A 14,973-nucleotide genomic window follows, 5' to 3' on the forward strand; every position below is an offset into this window, starting at 1 on the left:
GAGCTAATTCTGCTGAAGTATTACTGCATAAATTAAACATGATCCATGAATGGACGGGGATCTCTCATGCATGAAGATCTAAAAGAACGAGCGGGCATCACACTCGACACAGCGCAGATTGAGACGCTGTTGGCACCAGTAAGGCGCGGGGGCGCGATGATAGAGGCAAGCGGTATTACGCATCTGGACATCGTCCGGATGATCGAGCGCCTTCATCGCCGCTATCTGGACCTGGTACGGGTCGAATTGACCCGAAACGGCATCAATGATCTGAGTCCGTCTCAGGTCATGATGCTCCTGACGATTGGCGCGGAGGAGTTGTCGGTCCGCGACCTGATCGACCGAGGTTACTACCTCGGCTCGAATGCATCCTACAGTCTCAAGCGTCTGGTCGAGACCGGTTATGTCGACAGGACGACGTCGGAACGCGACAGGCGCTCGGCCTGCATTCGCCTCTCCGATAAGGGGCACAAGCTCTGCGACATGATCAAGCAGATCGACGAAGCCTACCACCAGCTCATCGCCGGGACGGATGACGAGCTGAGGGAACTGCAGATTACGCACCGCACCCTGAAACGCCTTGAACAGGCCTGGACGAACGCCGTTCGCTACGGCGGCAATCCGGGAGGAATTTAAGCAGTCCCTGATTGCACGTGGCGCCTGCAAAGGCGTCATCGCCTGGTGCTTCCAGGTATTCTTTTCGCCTCATCGAGACTAATCCTGGAGGCTGCTTCCATGCAGCTCACTTGGATGGCGCTCGATGGGGCGATTTGCTTTCTGACGAGACTGTTGCGGGAGCGATCAAGAGCGTCTCGGTGAGATACTCTATATCAACTCAATTCTCCCTCTTCGCCTCCAGGATCTCTTCGAGTCTCGCCAGCGCGGAGACGAAAGGGGCTGCCTGCGACCCGAGGGCGCTCATGATGCTCCTCTCGAAAGCAAGCGCTCGTGGAACGATGTCGGAATAGGCTTTTCGGCCCAGCGTAGTCAGGGACAAAACTTCCTCACGGCGATCGGCTTCGCTCTCCCGGCGCCTGAGCCAGCGACGATCCTCAAGGGCACGAACAGCCCGGCTGACCTTGGTCTTGTGCATGGAGGAGTGTCGACCAATGGCCTTTGCACCCATCTCATCGAACTGCCCAAGCGTTGCCAGTACCCGCCACTCGGGGATCGTTAGGTCATGGTGTGCGCCGTAGACAGTGCGGAATTCCTGCGAGATCGCGCTTCCGATCCGGTTGAGCCGGTAGGGCAGGAAGTCCTCAAGGTCGAGCTTCGTCATGATGAAGACTTGTCCTGGTCTTGTTAGTTACAAAAATGATGGTTACGTCTGTAACTAAATTAGGAGGCCATGGTCATGAATGTCCAGAACCCGTCCCTTCAGGGCAATGCTGCCAAGCCCCAGGAGAGCGCCATCCAGCCGGGCTATATGTCGGGCTTCGGCAATGGCTTCGAGACGGAGGCCCTGCCCGGTGCCCTGCCCATCGGCCGCAACTCGCCCCAGAAATGTGCCTATGGTCTCTATGCCGAGCAGCTGAGCGGCTCGCCCTTCACGGCCCCTCGCACCACGAACGAACGCTCCTGGCTCTATCGCATTCGCCCGACCGTGGCCCACTGGGGGCAGTTCAGGAAAGCCGATATCGGTTTGTGGCGCACCGCGCCCGCCGTTGAGGTGGAGATGCCGATTGCGCCCATGCGCTGGGATCCGCTTCCATTGCCCACCGGGCCGGTCTCGTTTGTGGAAGGCGTTCACACCATCACCACCGCAGGCGATGCCGGCTCCCATGCCGGCATGGGAGCGCATGTTTATCTCATCACGCGCTCGATGGTGGACGAGTATTTCTACAATGCGGATGGCGAGATGATGTTTGTGCCGCAGCAAGGCTCCTTACGCTTGTGGACCGAGTTCGGCATCATCGATATCGAGCCTGGAGAGATCGCGATCATCCCACGAGGGGTAAAGATCCGCGTCGAGCTGCCAAATGGTCCGGCACGCGGCTATCTCTGCGAGAATTACGGTGGCGCCTTCACCATGCCGGAGCGGGGGCCCATCGGCGCGAACTGCCTTGCCAATCCGCGCGACTTTCATACGCCGGTTGCGGCGTTCGAGGATCGCGATGCGCCCTCCAAGATGTATGTGAAATGGGGCGGCACGCTCTGGGCCACGGAAATCAAGCGCTCGCCTCTCGATGTAGTGGCCTGGCACGGAAACTACGCACCCTACAAATACGACCTGCGCCGCTACTCGCCCGTCGGGCCGGTGCTGTACGATCATGCCGATCCGTCGATCTTCAGCGTACTGACATCGCCCTCCGAGACGCCGGGCACCGCCAATATCGACTTCGTGATTTTCTCGGATCGCTGGCTGGTGGCGGAGAATACGTTCAGGCCGCCCTGGTACCACATGAACGTGATGAGCGAGTTCATGGGGTTGGTTTATGGCCAGTACGACGCCAAGCCTCAAGGCTTTGTGCCGGGCGGCATCTCCTTGCACAACACGATGCTGCCCCATGGTCCCGACGTGGAGGCTTTCGAGAAGGCCAGCAACGTGGAGCTGAAACCTCACAAGCTGGAAGGGACACTAGCCTTCATGTTCGAGACACGCTTCCCGCAGAGGGTGACCGCGTTCGCCGCTCAAACGGAGGCGCTGCAGAAGGAATACGGCGCCTATGGGCACCAGCTTGAAAAGCACTTCGATCCCAACCGCCGGTGAGATGTGATGCGCGACTATGGAGTCAGCTCAAGGCGAGCTTTTTCCAAAGCCTGGAAGGCTGCGATATCGGCTCCTTCTATCCTCACCGATCTGCACCCTGCCTCGCCCAAAGCCAGGGTATAGCGCTCGCATAAGGCTTGAGGACCGATGAGCCTGATGCCGTCGCTTTCCGATCCGAACTCATCGAGAGTCTCTGTCACTTCCGCGCCAATCATCAGACCGGAGAGGTATTCTCTGATGTCTTCCGGTGGCAGGGACTCGAACAGGACGAGACTGCGCGCCGAGAAGATTCTCCGCAGAATGTTACCACCGACGTTGTGATCCCGAGCAAGTTTGACACCTCGCAGGAACGCTTCCGGATTCTCTGACGATTGCGATGGGATCAGCTTGCTGACGAGCGAGTTCGATGTGAGAAACGAGATCAGCTCGCCGGTCATGTAAGTCGCGAAACGTTCGACCCGTCCGTCCTTCACGGCGGCCCATTTGCTGTGGGCTCCCGGCAGGACCACAAGGCCGTTGCTGTCACCGAGCGCTCCGAAGACCTTGAGCTCCTCGCCTCTCATCATATCCGGCAGCGGCTGCCGAACGGATACGCCAGGGAGAAAGATCAGGCGCGGTAGTCCAGCAATCTCTTTCACGACCGCTTGCGTGAGAATATCGCTGAAAGAGGCAGGTGCTTCAGCATAGGGCGTCTCAACCCATCCGTTGCGGCTGGTGATCATCCCGGTCAAATAGACGTGGTCTGCCTCGCCGCACCAATCTCCGACGAGCTCGCGTAAGGTAGCCTCGAACGCGCCGTCGGTGATGTGATTAACGCCTCTCGCCACCTGACGTTTTTCCAGAAGAGTTCCGTCATCGGCAAAGCGGAAGGCGGTGAAATTGACGGACGTCCATTCGATCGCAAGAAACACAATGCGCTCCATCAATAAGCGGGTTTGACGGGAAACCAGTCTTGCCTCTGATCATCGAGATAGGCGCCTACGATGCCATCGACCGCGTATCGCTTTACCGCATCCTCATCGACCTCCACGCCGAGGCCCGGCGCGTCCGGAACCTGGAAGCGTCCAGACAGCAGGGCGGGCGGGGCAGGGGAGATGTCCCCGCCGAGATAGGCGCGCTCCGTATCGATGGCGAGCGACATGTTCGTGATCGATGCTGCAAGATGGATATAAGCAGCTTGGGACAGCGCGAGCTCCGCGCCCGAATGCAGCGTGACCGGAATGCCGACAGCCTCGCAGATCGCTGCGGCCTTGATGGTCTGCCAGAGCCCGCCTTCCTCATGTGGGTCGAGCAGAACGACATCGGCTGCATCAGCGCGCACGATGTTGCCGATGTCCGATAACGTATAGGCGCTTTCATCAAGAGCAATCGGAACGGACGTGGATCGGCGCAGGAGTGCGTGACCGGCCAGATCGTCGAGCTCCAGGGGCTGCTCCACATAAGCCGGATCGAAGGCGCGCAGCTTTTCCATCTGCCGCTTCGCCGTGCCTGGCGTCCAGGCTCCGTTCACGTCCAGGCGCAGCGCTCGCGCGCCGATTGCTTCGCGGGACGATTCCGCAAGCATGATGTCGCTCGGTTCGTCGAAGCCGATCTTGACCTTGAACGTCTCATAGCCTGCATCGAGAAAATGCCCGATCCGCTCCTTCAACTGCTGCCTGTCCTTTGTGAACAGATAAGCCGCCGCTTCCACATCCTTGCGCCAGCGACCACCCCAAAGGCTGGAGAGGGGAAGCTTGGCCTGCTTGCCCAAGGCATCCCACATCGCCATTTCAAGTGCCGCAATCGCCATCACGGCCGCACGCTTGTGGTGATAATAGCCGGCGCCCAGCACGTGCCTGTGCAGCCGTTCGACGTCGGCTACCGGATAGCCCAGGCCGATCTTGGCGACGATGTCCGAGAAGACCGCCGGAACGGCTGCGATCAGAGATATTGTTTCGCCCCATCCCACGATCCCGGCATCCGTCTCGATGCGGCAGACCAGCCGGGTCGTGCCGATCCTTCGGCCCGATCCCCACAGAATGTCCTCGGTAAACGGCACCCGTACGAGGGTATGGTGGATGGCGGTGATTTTCATGGAAACGGCCCCCTCAACGAAAGGCGGGTTGACTTGGAACTGAGTTCCAACATAATCGCACCCTATGAACGGGGTCAATCGGATCACCGGCTCATCATTTCGACGGAGCTTCGCTTCAGGCATGCAGGCAGAACTGAAAATCGACGATGACGTGGGGGCGGCATCCTCCGGGCCTGCGCCTGGTGTACAGGCGCTCACCCGTGGCGTGCAGCTCCTGGATCTCGTCRCCTCGTCGGCCATGCCGCCCCGGTTCATGGATCTGCTCGAGCGATCCGGCATGTCCAAGGGCACCTTGCACCGCATCCTCCAGGCCCTGATCGACGAGCGACTCCTCAAGCTCGATGCCCGYGATCAGACATACCGGCTCGGCTCGCGCCTGTTTCAGTGGGCGCATCGGGTCTGGGATGATTTCGACCTTCGCGGCGCTGCCGAGCCCGAGCTAGAACGCCTGCGCGATCTCACGGGCGAGACGGTGCGTCTCGGCATTCTCGACGGCAACGAGATTCTCTACATCGACCAACGCGAGGTGCCGCAGCCTGTCCGTCTCAGCAACGGCGTCGGCAGCCGCGCCAAGCCTTATGCCAGCGGCTTGGGCAAGGCGATCCTGGCGCATCTCTCGCTCGAAACGCGGCGCAAGCTTCTCGGCGCGACCGAGTTCGAGACCCTGACGCCTCACACCATTACCGACTTCAACGAACTCGCCAGTCAGCTCGATCTCACGAAGGCTCGCGGTTACTCGGTGTCCATCGATGAGCAGAATATCGGCATCAGCTCCGTTGCCGCGCCCATTCTGGATCACGAGGCCAAGCCACTCGGCGCCATCGGTGTGATCGGCCCGTCTTTTCGTCTGCCGCCGGAGCGCCTTCATGCGCTCGGGCGGGACGTTATCGAAGCAGCGCGTCGGATCTCCGGCAATATCGGCGAGGTGGCGATGTCGCTCAATATCAACCCGCGCCCGCTCGGACCAGACCGGGATGACGTGCGCTGCGCCATTCCAGCAAGCCTCTTCCTGGGCGAGGGCCCGTACTGGTCTGCGCAGGATCAGCAGCTCTACTTCGTCGACATTCTTGCGCCCTCCGTCTGCGCTGGCGATCCGGCAAAAGGCACGTATCAATCCTGGGCCATGCCGGAACTGACGAGCTTCCTCATTCCACGACAGAAGGGCGGCTTTGTCGCCGGAATGCAGAGCGAGCTGCGGGCCATCGGCCCCGACATGAAAGACATCGTGACGCTCGCCAAGCCGGAGACCAACCGTCCCGGCAACCGTTTCAACGACGGCAAATGCGACCGCCGTGGCCGGCTTTGGGCCGGCACGCTCGCCATCGATACGACGCCCGGTCAGGGCTCGCTCTGGCGTCTTGATCCGGATGGCAAGGTTCATGAGATGGATCGCGGCTTCCACGTGTCGAACGGTCTCGGCTGGAGCCCGGACGATCGCCTCTTCTATTTCACCGACACCGCCAAGCAGACAATCTATGTCTACGATTTCGACGCCGAGACCGGCGCCATCGAGAACCGACGTGTGTTCGTGACGATTGCGGAAAGCGAAGGAAAGCCCGACGGCCTGACGGTCGATGCGGAAGGTTTCGTGTGGAGCGCGCATTGGGATGGCTGGTGCGTCACGCGCTACGATCCCGACGGTCAGGTCGAGCGCGTCATCAACCTACCGGTGCCGCGCCCAACAAGCTGCGTGTTCGGCGGCGCCGACATGCAGACCTTGTTCGTGACATCTGCCCGCATCCGCCTCTCCGCTGGGCAGATCGCCGATGCACCCTTGTCGGGCAGCGTCTTCGCGATCGAGACCGGCATCAAGGGCTTAGCCGAACATATGTTCGGCGGTTAAAGAATTCGCGAAAGTACGAGACCGAAATGGCCAGACTTGAGCTCCACAAGATCCGCAAATCCTTCGGCAATGTCGACGTCTTGAAGGGAATCGATCTCACGGTCGAAGACGGCGAGTTCACGGCTTTCGTCGGCCCATCCGGCTGCGGAAAGTCCACGCTTCTGCGCTTGATCTGCGGGCTCGATGAGATTTCGTCCGGCCAGATGGCGATTGACGGCCTGATCGTCAATAATGTGCCGCCCGCCAAGCGCGGCATCGCGATGGTGTTCCAGTCCTACGCGCTCTACCCTCACATGTCCGTCGCGGACAATATGGGCTACGCGCTCAAGCTGGCGGGCACGCCGCCGGAAGAGATCCGCCGCCGGGTCGATGCGGCCGCGAAAGTCCTGCGCATTTCGGACTACGTCCACCGCAAGCCGCGCCAGCTATCAGGCGGGCAGCGCCAGCGCGTCGCCATCGGCCGCGCCATCGTCCGTGAGCCGAAGATCTTTCTGTTCGACGAGCCTCTTTCCAATCTCGACGCGGCGCTCAGGGTTGAGATGCGGATCGAGATCGCCCGCATGAAGGAGCGGCTCGGCACAACGATGATCTATGTCACCCATGACCAGATCGAGGCCATGACTCTGGCCGACAAGATCGTCGTTCTCAATGCCGGGCGCGTCGAGCAGATCGGGACGCCGCTGGAGCTCTACAATGCGCCGGTCAATCGCTTCGTTGCGGGATTCATCGGAAGTCCGAGAATGAATTTCCTGTCCATCCATGGGCAGCACATCGATAGCGGCAGAGTGAAGGTGAACGGCGGTTTCGTATCCCTAGCTACCCTTCCATCCCACACGCCCAGCGAAATCGGAGTGCGCCCGGAGCATCTGGAACTCTGCGCGCCCGGCAGCACGAATGCCCTGGACGGCAAGATCGTCATGACCGAACACCTCGGCAGCGACACATATGTCTATGTGGCTCTGGGAGGCACGGAGGAAACAGTCGTTGTTCGTCTCAATGGCGAGCGCTCGATCAATCAGGGCGAGCATGTGGGCGTGTCGGTTAATCCCGATGCGGTGCATGTGTTCTCGTCCGATGGACAGACGCTGGTTTCCGCCAAGCCGATGGCGAGGAATGCCGCATGAATGCTCACCCTGAACTCGTTTCCCGCGTCTCGGTGGATAGTGCCATCTATCCGAGCCTGAAGGAAAAGAGCGTCCTGATCACGGGCGGTGGATCGGGCATCGGCGCATCCCTCGTCGAGCATTTCTGCGCACAGGGAGCGCGCGTCGGGTTCATCGATCTGAACCCGGATTATGCGGCTGAAACCGCGCGGCGCATCGCATCGGCGACCGGCACTGAGCCTGCCTATGAAGCGGTGGATCTGCGGGATATCGCTGCCCTTCGATCCGCAATCGATTCTTTGGCTCAGCGAAATGGACCCGTTCAGGTTCTCGTCAACAATGCGGGCAATGACGACCGAATGCCTGTTGAGGATGTCACGCCGGAATATTGGGACGAGCGGTTCCAGACGAACCTGCGCCATCAGTTCTTCGCAGCACAAGCCGTCATTGGCGGCATGGCTCAAGCCGGCGGCGGCTCGATCATCAATATGGGGTCGATCTCTTGGATGCGCGGCGCGGCGGGGCTCATCTTCTACACAACGGCGAAATCCGCCGTCATGGGCATGACCAAGTCGCTTGCGCGGGAGCTCGGTGAACGGAACATCCGCGTCAATTCCATCGCGCCCGGCTGGGTTCTTACCGAGCGCCAGGTGGAGCGCGCCAAGCGCGTCTACCAGGGAAAGTTCGCCGAATATCTCGAGGTGCAGTGCCTCAAGGAACATCTCTTGCCCCCGGACATCGCCCGGATGGCTCTCTGGCTTGCTGCCGACGACTCACGTCTCGTGACCGCGCAGACATTCATCGTCGACGGAGGGGTAGTTTAGCGCACAACTGCCCTTGGAAGACAGGTGCGTAGGAATATGGAGCAAGACTCCATATCGGGAGGAAACGATGAAAAACTTCAAGTCGATCGCATTGGCTGCGGTGGTTGCAGCAGGGCTTGGTCTTTCGGGTCAGGCCGCAAACGCGGCCGATGTCAGCTTCATGAGCTTCAGCTATGCGGAAGAGGCCGCCAAGCCTTCCGTTGAAGCCTTGCTCAAGGGCTTCGAGGCGCAAAGCAAACTCACCGTCGAGCCGCTGGGCTACGCCTGGGGCGATATGCAGAAGAACATCTTTTTGCGCTCACGCTCGAAGACGCTGCCGAACGTGGCTCAGCTGTCCGAGCGTTGGCTCCCGAGCTTCGCGAACGTCTCCGGTCTCGTCGATCTGAACGAGGTTTACGGCAAGGACAAGCTGGCTGCCATGTTCGCGCCGGATGCGCTGGCCATGGGACAGATCGGCTCCAAGCAATATGCTCTGCCGCTCATCTCCGGTTCGATCGGCCTGATCGCCAACAAGGCTGTTTTGGAAAAGGCCGGTGTCACCAAGACGCCGACGACCATCGACGAGTTCAAGACTGCCCTGGTCGCCGTACGCGACAAGGTGCCGAACTCGGTACCCTACACCATGGCGACCAAGAACAATGGTTCGATCCTCCTCGACTTCATGATTTGGACTTGGACCTTCGGCGGTGAAATCATCGACGAGCAGGGCAAGGTGAAGATCGGTAATGGTGATGCGGGCAAGCAGGCGCTGAACTTCATGGTCGGCCTCATGAAGGATCGTCTGGCTGCTCCCGAAATCGACCGGCCTGATGCCCGGCGCTTGGTGGCTCAGGGCGCTTCCGCCTTCTTCTTCGATGCTCCGCAGGCCAGAACCCACCTGCGCAGCTTCTCCGGTCAGGGCGAGGCGTTTGACGCCAATGTTCTGCCGCTGGCGACCCCTGTTGCTGCTGCCGGCAAGGAGCCTGCTTCCATTCAGTGGGGACACCTGCTCGTTCAGTTCTCAGCGGATGGCAAGGCAAAGGCTGACTCGCCCGCCAGCCAGTTCATCACCTACCTGACCTCGGACGAGGCGCAGGCTAAGTTCCCGCTCGAACAGAGCGCGCTGCCTGTGACGAAATCAGCCCGTGCCAACCCGAAGGTGACCGGTGATGCGTTCCTCGCCGCATGGGCGAAGGCGGCAGGTAACCCGCGCCGCAATGAAGTCGGTATCTGGCCGAACGCCGCCGAGCTGACGCAGATCATCGGTGAAGAGGCGCAGGGAGCACTGCTCGGCCAGAAGAGCGTCGACGATGCGATCTCTTCGATGCAGAAGCGCCTTGAGACCTCCATGGCCAACGTCAACAAGCAGAACTGACCCTGCCGGCTGGCTGCATCGCCCGGATGCAGCCAGCCAGACTTTCATGCAATCCATTTGCACGTGATGATCTCATGAGTCTCGCCGCMGACATTTCAACAGCTCCTGATTCGGCTCGGATCTCGCCGCACGCCGTTMGCGGTGGGCTGAAGGCCGGCCAGCGTCGTATAGGCATGCTGCTTCTGCTGCCGGCGGCAATCGCTTTCGGATTGGTAATCCTCTATCCGTTTCTGCAGGCCCTGGCTCTGTCGCTGTTCGAATATACTCTCGAAACTCCTACGCCCCGCTTTTACGGTCTTGGCAACTTCGCCAAGATTGCAGCCACGTCGGACGTCTGGCAGGCTTTCGTCACCACGGCGATCTATGTTTTCTTCACTACAGCGGGAACCCTCATTCTCGGCTTGGGATGGGCGTTGATCCTGAACCAGCCATTTCGTGGCCGGGGATTGCTGCGCTCTATGTCGCTGCTGCCTTGGGTGCTACCCAGCACCGTCAGCGCTTTCATCTGGGGTTGGATCTTCAACAGCCGCTATGGCGTGCTGAACGCATTCCTGCTCGAACTCGGCTTCATCGACATGCCTCAGGCGTGGCTCTCCACCTCGACAGGGGCCATGGTTGCGGTGATCATGACCAAGATCTGGCTGTCCATTCCTCTCTTCATGGCATTCTTCCTCGCCGGGTTGCAGAACATGGATCGCGAGCAGATCGATGCCGCCCGCGTCGATGGCGCCAACAATTGGGACGTCCTGCGCGATCACGTTCTCCCGCATCTTCGCCCGGTTCTGATCGTGGTCGTTGTTTTGGGCGTCATCGGCAATCTGCAGCAATTCGACACCATCTTCGCTTTGACGGGCGGCGGTCCGGTGCGCGCGACGGCTGTCCTCTCCGTCGAGGTCTATCGTCGTGCCTTCGAGCAATGGGATGTCGGTTTCGCCTCCGCCATCGGCGTGCTCTGGGTGGCTACCCTCTTGCCGCCGGCCTTCCTGTACCTGCGCATGCTGGTGAAAGGCGCCTGATATGTTCGATCTCTCCAGCACCGTTTCCAAGGTTGTCTTCGGCCTGTTTCTTGCGCTGATCGGCCTCTTCCTTTTCTTCCCGCTCTATTGGCTGGTGATTTCCTCGGTCAAGTCGAATGCGGAACTCTACAGTATCATTCCGACGCCCTTTCCGCTCGCGCCGACACTGACGCATTTCATGACCGCGCTCACGACCGGCAAGCTGCCGATGTACCTGTTCAACAGCCTGGTCGCATCGGGCGCGAGCGCGACCCTCAACACGCTTTTGGCACTCTATGCCGGCTTTAGCTTTGCCAAGTACCGCTTCATGGGCCGTCAGCCGGTGATGCTCTTTATGCTCTCCGCCCAGATGTTCCCATTCGGCCTCCTTCTCATCAGCATCTATCCCATGATGAGCGAGATCGGCCTTCTGGATACAAGGACAGGGTTGATCCTGAGCTACATCGTCTTCGCGCTGCCGGTCTCCACCTACATGCTCTACAGCTACTTCTCGCAGGTGCCCGACGAGCTGATCGAGGCCGCGCGCGCGGACGGAGCAAGCGATCTCAGAATCTTCCATACAATCGTGATTCCAATCTCGATTCCGCCCATCGTGACGGTATTCCTCTACTCGTTCATGTGGTCCTGGAACGATCTTCTCTATTCGATGACGCTGATTGTCTCCGATGACAAGCGCACCATCGGGCCGGGTCTGCTGCTGACCTATCTGAACGAAGTCAACTCGGATTGGGGTGGCGCCATGGCTGCCTCACTTCTGGCATCGGCGCCTATCGTCGCCGCCTTCCTTTTCCTTCAACGCTATTTCATCCAAGGCGTTACGGCAGGAGCTGTTAAATGAAGACCTCGCTTTCCGGCGCATTTCCGGTGCTCCCAACTCCCTTCCTGCCCGATGGCGCCATCGACGAGCAGGATTTCAAAGCCATCATCCGCTTTGCTCTCGACAGCGGTGTCGACGGTGTCGTGTATCCGGGCGTTGCCAGCGAGGTCGACACGCTGAGCGAGGAGGAACGTCGTCGCCAAGTCGATCTGCTCGCCGCCGAGATCGGCAATCGTATTCCCATCATCCTTGGCGCGAGCGATTCCGATCCGGCGGTGGCCGCCCGCCACGTTGCTCATGCGGCCGAAATCGACGCTGCGGCCGCGATGGTGATGGCACCGGGGCATCTCGGCAATTCGATCGAAGCCCAGACCGAATATTTCCGGCAGGTCGCGGCTGATGCGGGCGTGCCGATCATGCTGCAGAACCAGCCGAAGCCCATCGGGGCAGGTTTGACGCCGGAAGAGGTTGCGGCTGTTGCTTCAAGTGTTGAGATGATCCGCTACATTAAGGAGGAGACTCCTCCCTGCGGGCAGCATCTAACACGCATCAAGAGCGCAGCGAATGGTTCCGTCGATGCCATTTTCGGCGGCGCGGGCGGGCGCTATGTGATGGACGAGATGGCCCGTGGTGCTGCCGGTACCATGCCGGCCTGCGAGCTGGCGGATATTCACGCGATGATGATGAATGCCTGGCATAAGGGCGATGTCACGATGGCACGGCGCCTCTATTCAGCATCCCTACCTCTCCTGAACTTTCAGGCGATCTTCCGCATGCACATGACCAAGGAAGTCTTACGTCGACGCGGCGTGATCAAGAACACCTTCGTGCGCGGCAAAGGCCCCAAGTTCGACGAGGGCGACCGCACGGAGCTTGCCCTTCTCCTCCAGGAGGCTGAACTTCCCTACAAGCATCACCGTCCGGTCTGATCGCGCATGAGCAATACAGTAGACGCCATCGTCAAGGTTGAAACCTTCATCATCTCCATTCCGCGAGAGGTGCCATACCTTGGCCCCTTGAAGGAAGGAGAGCGCATCAACGAACGCGGCTATCTCGTCCGCAAGGGCAACCGTACGATCTATCCTTCGACGGATATGACCCTGCTCATGAAGGTCACCGGCGAAAGCGGACGTGTCGGATGGGGCGAGTGCTACGGCATCGTGGCGCCCGAGGCGACGAAGGCCATCATCGACGACGTCCTGGGGCCGGTCATCATCGGGCGCGATCCGGCGGATGCGGTTGTGATCCACGAGGATCTCTACGACCTCATGCGCGTGCGAGGCTTCTTCGGCGGCTATTATGTCGATGCTCTTGCCGGCGTCGATATCGCGTTATGGGATCTATCGGCTAAGAACCTTGGCGTATCGGTTTCCACGCTCCTCGGAGGCAGGCGCCATTCCACACTTCCGGCCTATGTGTCGGGTCTGCCGCGAGCTACCTTGCGGGAGCGCTGCGATCTTGCCGTCGAGTGGGTCGCGAAAGGATATCGCGGCATCAAGTTCGCTGCCGTCGTGTCAGACGAAGGCATCGTCAAGGAAATGCTGGCCCTGCGCGAGGCCGTGGGGCCGGACATCGATCTCATGGTCGACCTGCACTGGAAGTTCGAGGCGTCCGAGGCCATTCGCCTGATCCGCCGTCTGGAGCCTGCCAATCTTTATTTCGCAGAAGCGCCCTGCCAGCCGGAAGACCTTGAGGGTCAGGCCAGGGTGGCACGAGGCATCGGCGTGCCGTTGGCGCTCGGCGAGGAATGGCGAACGGTTTATGAGTATCGTCCGAGGCTGGAAGCACGCTGCATGGGCGTGATCCAGCCCGAGATCGGGCATACCGGAATCACGGAGTTCATCCAGATCGGTCGGATGGCGCAGGCCTTCCATGTGAATACGATTCCGCACGCCTCGATCAGCGTGGGTATCTTCATGGCAGCAAGCCTTGTGACGTCATCCGCTTTGCAGCGTGTTCCGTATCACGAGTATCAACACTCGGTGTTCGATCGGAACTTGAGCTTTGTCACGGGCGACATGAGCTGCCACGATGGGCATTACCACATCCCGACAGGCCCTGGCCTAGGCGTCGAGCCAAAGGAGGAACTCTTCAACTACGTCGTTGGAGAGGGAAGCCGTCGAGGGTGAGAGATTTCCCCAGGCGCGGGATGTCGGTCGATCGTTGAGGCTGGTGTAGCGAGCCGTTCTACCGAATAGATCAGGACTCAAGTCTCGGATCAATGATACCATCGATCCGGGAATGCCCACTGAGACGCGCCTTATTCGGCATGTCGATGCCAGAGTAAACGGCCGGCCTTTCTGAACAAATTCTATTGAATATTGAGTTCGTGAATGGCAGGATCATAATCTTAGTGCGGCGTACATCAAGAGTATCTCGTTTGAGAGGGCCATCTGATGTTTGTCACTTCGCCGGTTCTGTCTCTGCTGCTTTCGTTATCCGTTCCTGTCGCAGATCGACTTCCCAACTTTGAAACGACCCGAAACTGCGAAGCGGAAATCAAGGCCTTCAATAGTTCGCAGGGACAAACGCTTCAGCAATGCATCGCCGACGAGAACAGCGCCCGGGCGGAGATCGAGACGCGATGGGCGCAATTTTCGGCCATGCTTCGCGACCGATGCATCTCCGAGACCCAGGTTGGCGGGAGTCCAAGCTATGTCGATATCCTCGAATGTCTTCGCCTTGGTGCGGCCCAGTAGCTCATGCGCAAAGCGCCTCAACGCTTCAAAGCATCAGGTCCGGTGGCATCCGCTGTCATCGGCCTAGAGGTTACCACCTTTTGCGGCCYCTGTGATGACCCTGTGCTCGCCTAAGCCATCGTTCCGACGGGTTCCTTGATTGACGAGACTTGAATAACGTCCCCTAACCGCACGCGACACTTGGCTCTCACACGTCTGCTTCTTCCCCGTAGAAGGTCAGAGTGCTTTCTGAAAAAGATCGGTGAAGAAGTAAGGCCCGAACGTCCACAATGCTGCCCAGGCGGCGGCCCCTACAACATTGGCGGCGGCGAACTGGTGCCATGGCATGCCGATGGATCCGGCCAGGACACCATTAAGTTGGCGCAGCACAACAACGAACCGCGCCGACAGGACCATAAGAAATCCTTTCTGTCGCGCCGTCTCTTCCAAGCCGGCGAGACGCTCAGGGGTTAGTTTCACCACCCACCCGAACCGATGAATGAGCGCACGCCCTCCGAAACGACCGATGAGGTAGCCTGTGCTATCTCCAAGGA

At 59.8% G+C, this 14,973-nt stretch carries 14 protein-coding genes; 10 read left to right on the plus strand and 4 right to left on the minus strand.

Annotated elements, in window-relative coordinates:
* Window positions 1-66 precede the first annotated feature (66 nt).
* Window positions 67-636, plus strand: a complete 570-nt coding sequence (locus ACXJKO_RS23575) for a MarR family transcriptional regulator (protein ID WP_457093512.1) — start codon at window positions 67-69, stop codon at window positions 634-636.
* Between the two features lie 199 nt (window positions 637-835).
* Here the strand turns inward: ACXJKO_RS23575 and ACXJKO_RS23580 are convergent, their stop codons facing one another.
* Window positions 836-1,279, minus strand: a complete 444-nt coding sequence (locus ACXJKO_RS23580) for a MarR family winged helix-turn-helix transcriptional regulator (RefSeq protein WP_457093513.1) — start codon at window positions 1,277-1,279, stop codon at window positions 836-838.
* A gap of 75 nt (window positions 1,280-1,354) precedes the next feature.
* Between ACXJKO_RS23580 and hmgA the strand changes: the two genes are divergently transcribed.
* Entirely contained in the window at window positions 1,355-2,710 is a 1,356-nt protein-coding gene (hmgA, locus tag ACXJKO_RS23585) for a homogentisate 1,2-dioxygenase (protein ID WP_457093514.1), read from the plus strand.
* 14 nt (window positions 2,711-2,724) lie between these two features.
* On the opposite strand, the gene ACXJKO_RS23590 is transcribed toward hmgA, so the two are convergent.
* Both ACXJKO_RS23590 and ACXJKO_RS23595 read right to left on the minus strand, forming a co-directional pair.
* Window positions 2,725-3,621 (minus strand): 2-dehydro-3-deoxygalactonokinase, encoded by an 897-nt coding sequence (locus tag ACXJKO_RS23590; RefSeq protein WP_457093515.1) that lies wholly within the window; start codon window positions 3,619-3,621, stop codon window positions 2,725-2,727.
* Window positions 3,622-3,632: 11 nt separating this feature from the next.
* Window positions 3,633-4,784: a mandelate racemase/muconate lactonizing enzyme family protein gene (locus ACXJKO_RS23595; protein WP_457093516.1), complete on the minus strand. Its 1,152-nt coding sequence runs from the start codon at window positions 4,782-4,784 to the stop codon at window positions 3,633-3,635.
* A 121-nt stretch (window positions 4,785-4,905) separates the two neighbouring features.
* Here ACXJKO_RS23595 and ACXJKO_RS23600 point away from each other — a divergent pair, with 121 nt between their 5' ends.
* From ACXJKO_RS23600 to ACXJKO_RS23635, 8 genes are all read left to right on the plus strand, one after another.
* Window positions 4,906-6,627 (plus strand): SMP-30/gluconolactonase/LRE family protein, encoded by a 1,722-nt coding sequence (locus ACXJKO_RS23600; protein WP_457093517.1) that lies wholly within the window; start codon window positions 4,906-4,908, stop codon window positions 6,625-6,627.
* A 26-nt stretch (window positions 6,628-6,653) separates the two neighbouring features.
* Window positions 6,654-7,751 (plus strand): ABC transporter ATP-binding protein, encoded by a 1,098-nt coding sequence (locus ACXJKO_RS23605; protein ID WP_457093518.1) that lies wholly within the window; start codon window positions 6,654-6,656, stop codon window positions 7,749-7,751.
* Window positions 7,748-8,554 carry an SDR family NAD(P)-dependent oxidoreductase gene (locus ACXJKO_RS23610; RefSeq protein ID WP_457093519.1) on the plus strand — a complete coding sequence of 269 codons (807 nt, stop codon included), beginning with the start codon at window positions 7,748-7,750 and terminating at the stop codon, window positions 8,552-8,554. The genes ACXJKO_RS23605 and ACXJKO_RS23610 overlap by 4 nt, the downstream gene beginning before the upstream one ends.
* 67 nt (window positions 8,555-8,621) lie before the next feature.
* Window positions 8,622-9,908, plus strand: a complete 1,287-nt coding sequence (locus ACXJKO_RS23615; protein WP_457093520.1) for an ABC transporter substrate-binding protein — start codon at window positions 8,622-8,624, stop codon at window positions 9,906-9,908.
* A gap of 74 nt (window positions 9,909-9,982) precedes the next feature.
* Window positions 9,983-10,924, plus strand: a complete 942-nt coding sequence (locus ACXJKO_RS23620) for a carbohydrate ABC transporter permease (protein ID WP_457093521.1) — start codon at window positions 9,983-9,985, stop codon at window positions 10,922-10,924.
* A gap of 1 nt (window position 10,925) precedes the next feature.
* The gene (locus tag ACXJKO_RS23625) at window positions 10,926-11,762 is read left to right on the plus strand and encodes a carbohydrate ABC transporter permease (RefSeq protein WP_457093522.1); all 837 of its coding nucleotides are present in this window, start codon (window positions 10,926-10,928) and stop codon (window positions 11,760-11,762) included.
* Entirely contained in the window at window positions 11,759-12,670 is a 912-nt protein-coding gene (locus tag ACXJKO_RS23630) for a dihydrodipicolinate synthase family protein (protein ID WP_457093523.1), read from the plus strand. The genes ACXJKO_RS23625 and ACXJKO_RS23630 overlap by 4 nt, the downstream gene beginning before the upstream one ends.
* Window positions 12,671-12,676: 6 nt before the next feature.
* The gene (locus ACXJKO_RS23635; protein WP_457093524.1) at window positions 12,677-13,870 is read left to right on the plus strand and encodes a mandelate racemase/muconate lactonizing enzyme family protein; all 1,194 of its coding nucleotides are present in this window, start codon (window positions 12,677-12,679) and stop codon (window positions 13,868-13,870) included.
* A 786-nt stretch (window positions 13,871-14,656) separates the two neighbouring features.
* Here the strand turns inward: ACXJKO_RS23635 and ACXJKO_RS23640 are convergent.
* On the minus strand, window positions 14,657-14,973 hold a 317-nt coding region (locus ACXJKO_RS23640; protein WP_457093525.1), incomplete at its 5' end, for a DedA family protein.

The organism is Microvirga sp. P5_D2 (genome assembly GCF_054049475.1).

What these genes read in the sequence shown, in the direction of transcription:
- ACXJKO_RS23575 (WP_457093512.1), top strand. Translation starts at nt 67, where the DNA reads ATGCATGAAGATCTAAAAGAACGAGCGGGCATCACACTCGACACAGCG.
- ACXJKO_RS23625 (WP_457093522.1), top strand. Translation starts at nt 10,926, where the DNA reads ATGTTCGATCTCTCCAGCACCGTTTCCAAGGTTGTCTTCGGCCTGTTT.
- ACXJKO_RS23605 (WP_457093518.1), top strand. Translation starts at nt 6,654, where the DNA reads ATGGCCAGACTTGAGCTCCACAAGATCCGCAAATCCTTCGGCAATGTC.
- ACXJKO_RS23615 (WP_457093520.1), top strand. Translation starts at nt 8,622, where the DNA reads ATGAAAAACTTCAAGTCGATCGCATTGGCTGCGGTGGTTGCAGCAGGG.
- ACXJKO_RS23630 (WP_457093523.1), top strand. Translation starts at nt 11,759, where the DNA reads ATGAAGACCTCGCTTTCCGGCGCATTTCCGGTGCTCCCAACTCCCTTC.
- ACXJKO_RS23610 (WP_457093519.1), top strand. Translation starts at nt 7,748, where the DNA reads ATGAATGCTCACCCTGAACTCGTTTCCCGCGTCTCGGTGGATAGTGCC.
- ACXJKO_RS23580 (WP_457093513.1), bottom strand. Translation starts at nt 1,279, where the DNA reads ATGACGAAGCTCGACCTTGAGGACTTCCTGCCCTACCGGCTCAACCGG.
- ACXJKO_RS23635 (WP_457093524.1), top strand. Translation starts at nt 12,677, where the DNA reads ATGAGCAATACAGTAGACGCCATCGTCAAGGTTGAAACCTTCATCATC.
- hmgA (WP_457093514.1), top strand. Translation starts at nt 1,355, where the DNA reads ATGAATGTCCAGAACCCGTCCCTTCAGGGCAATGCTGCCAAGCCCCAG.
- ACXJKO_RS23595 (WP_457093516.1), bottom strand. Translation starts at nt 4,784, where the DNA reads ATGAAAATCACCGCCATCCACCATACCCTCGTACGGGTGCCGTTTACC.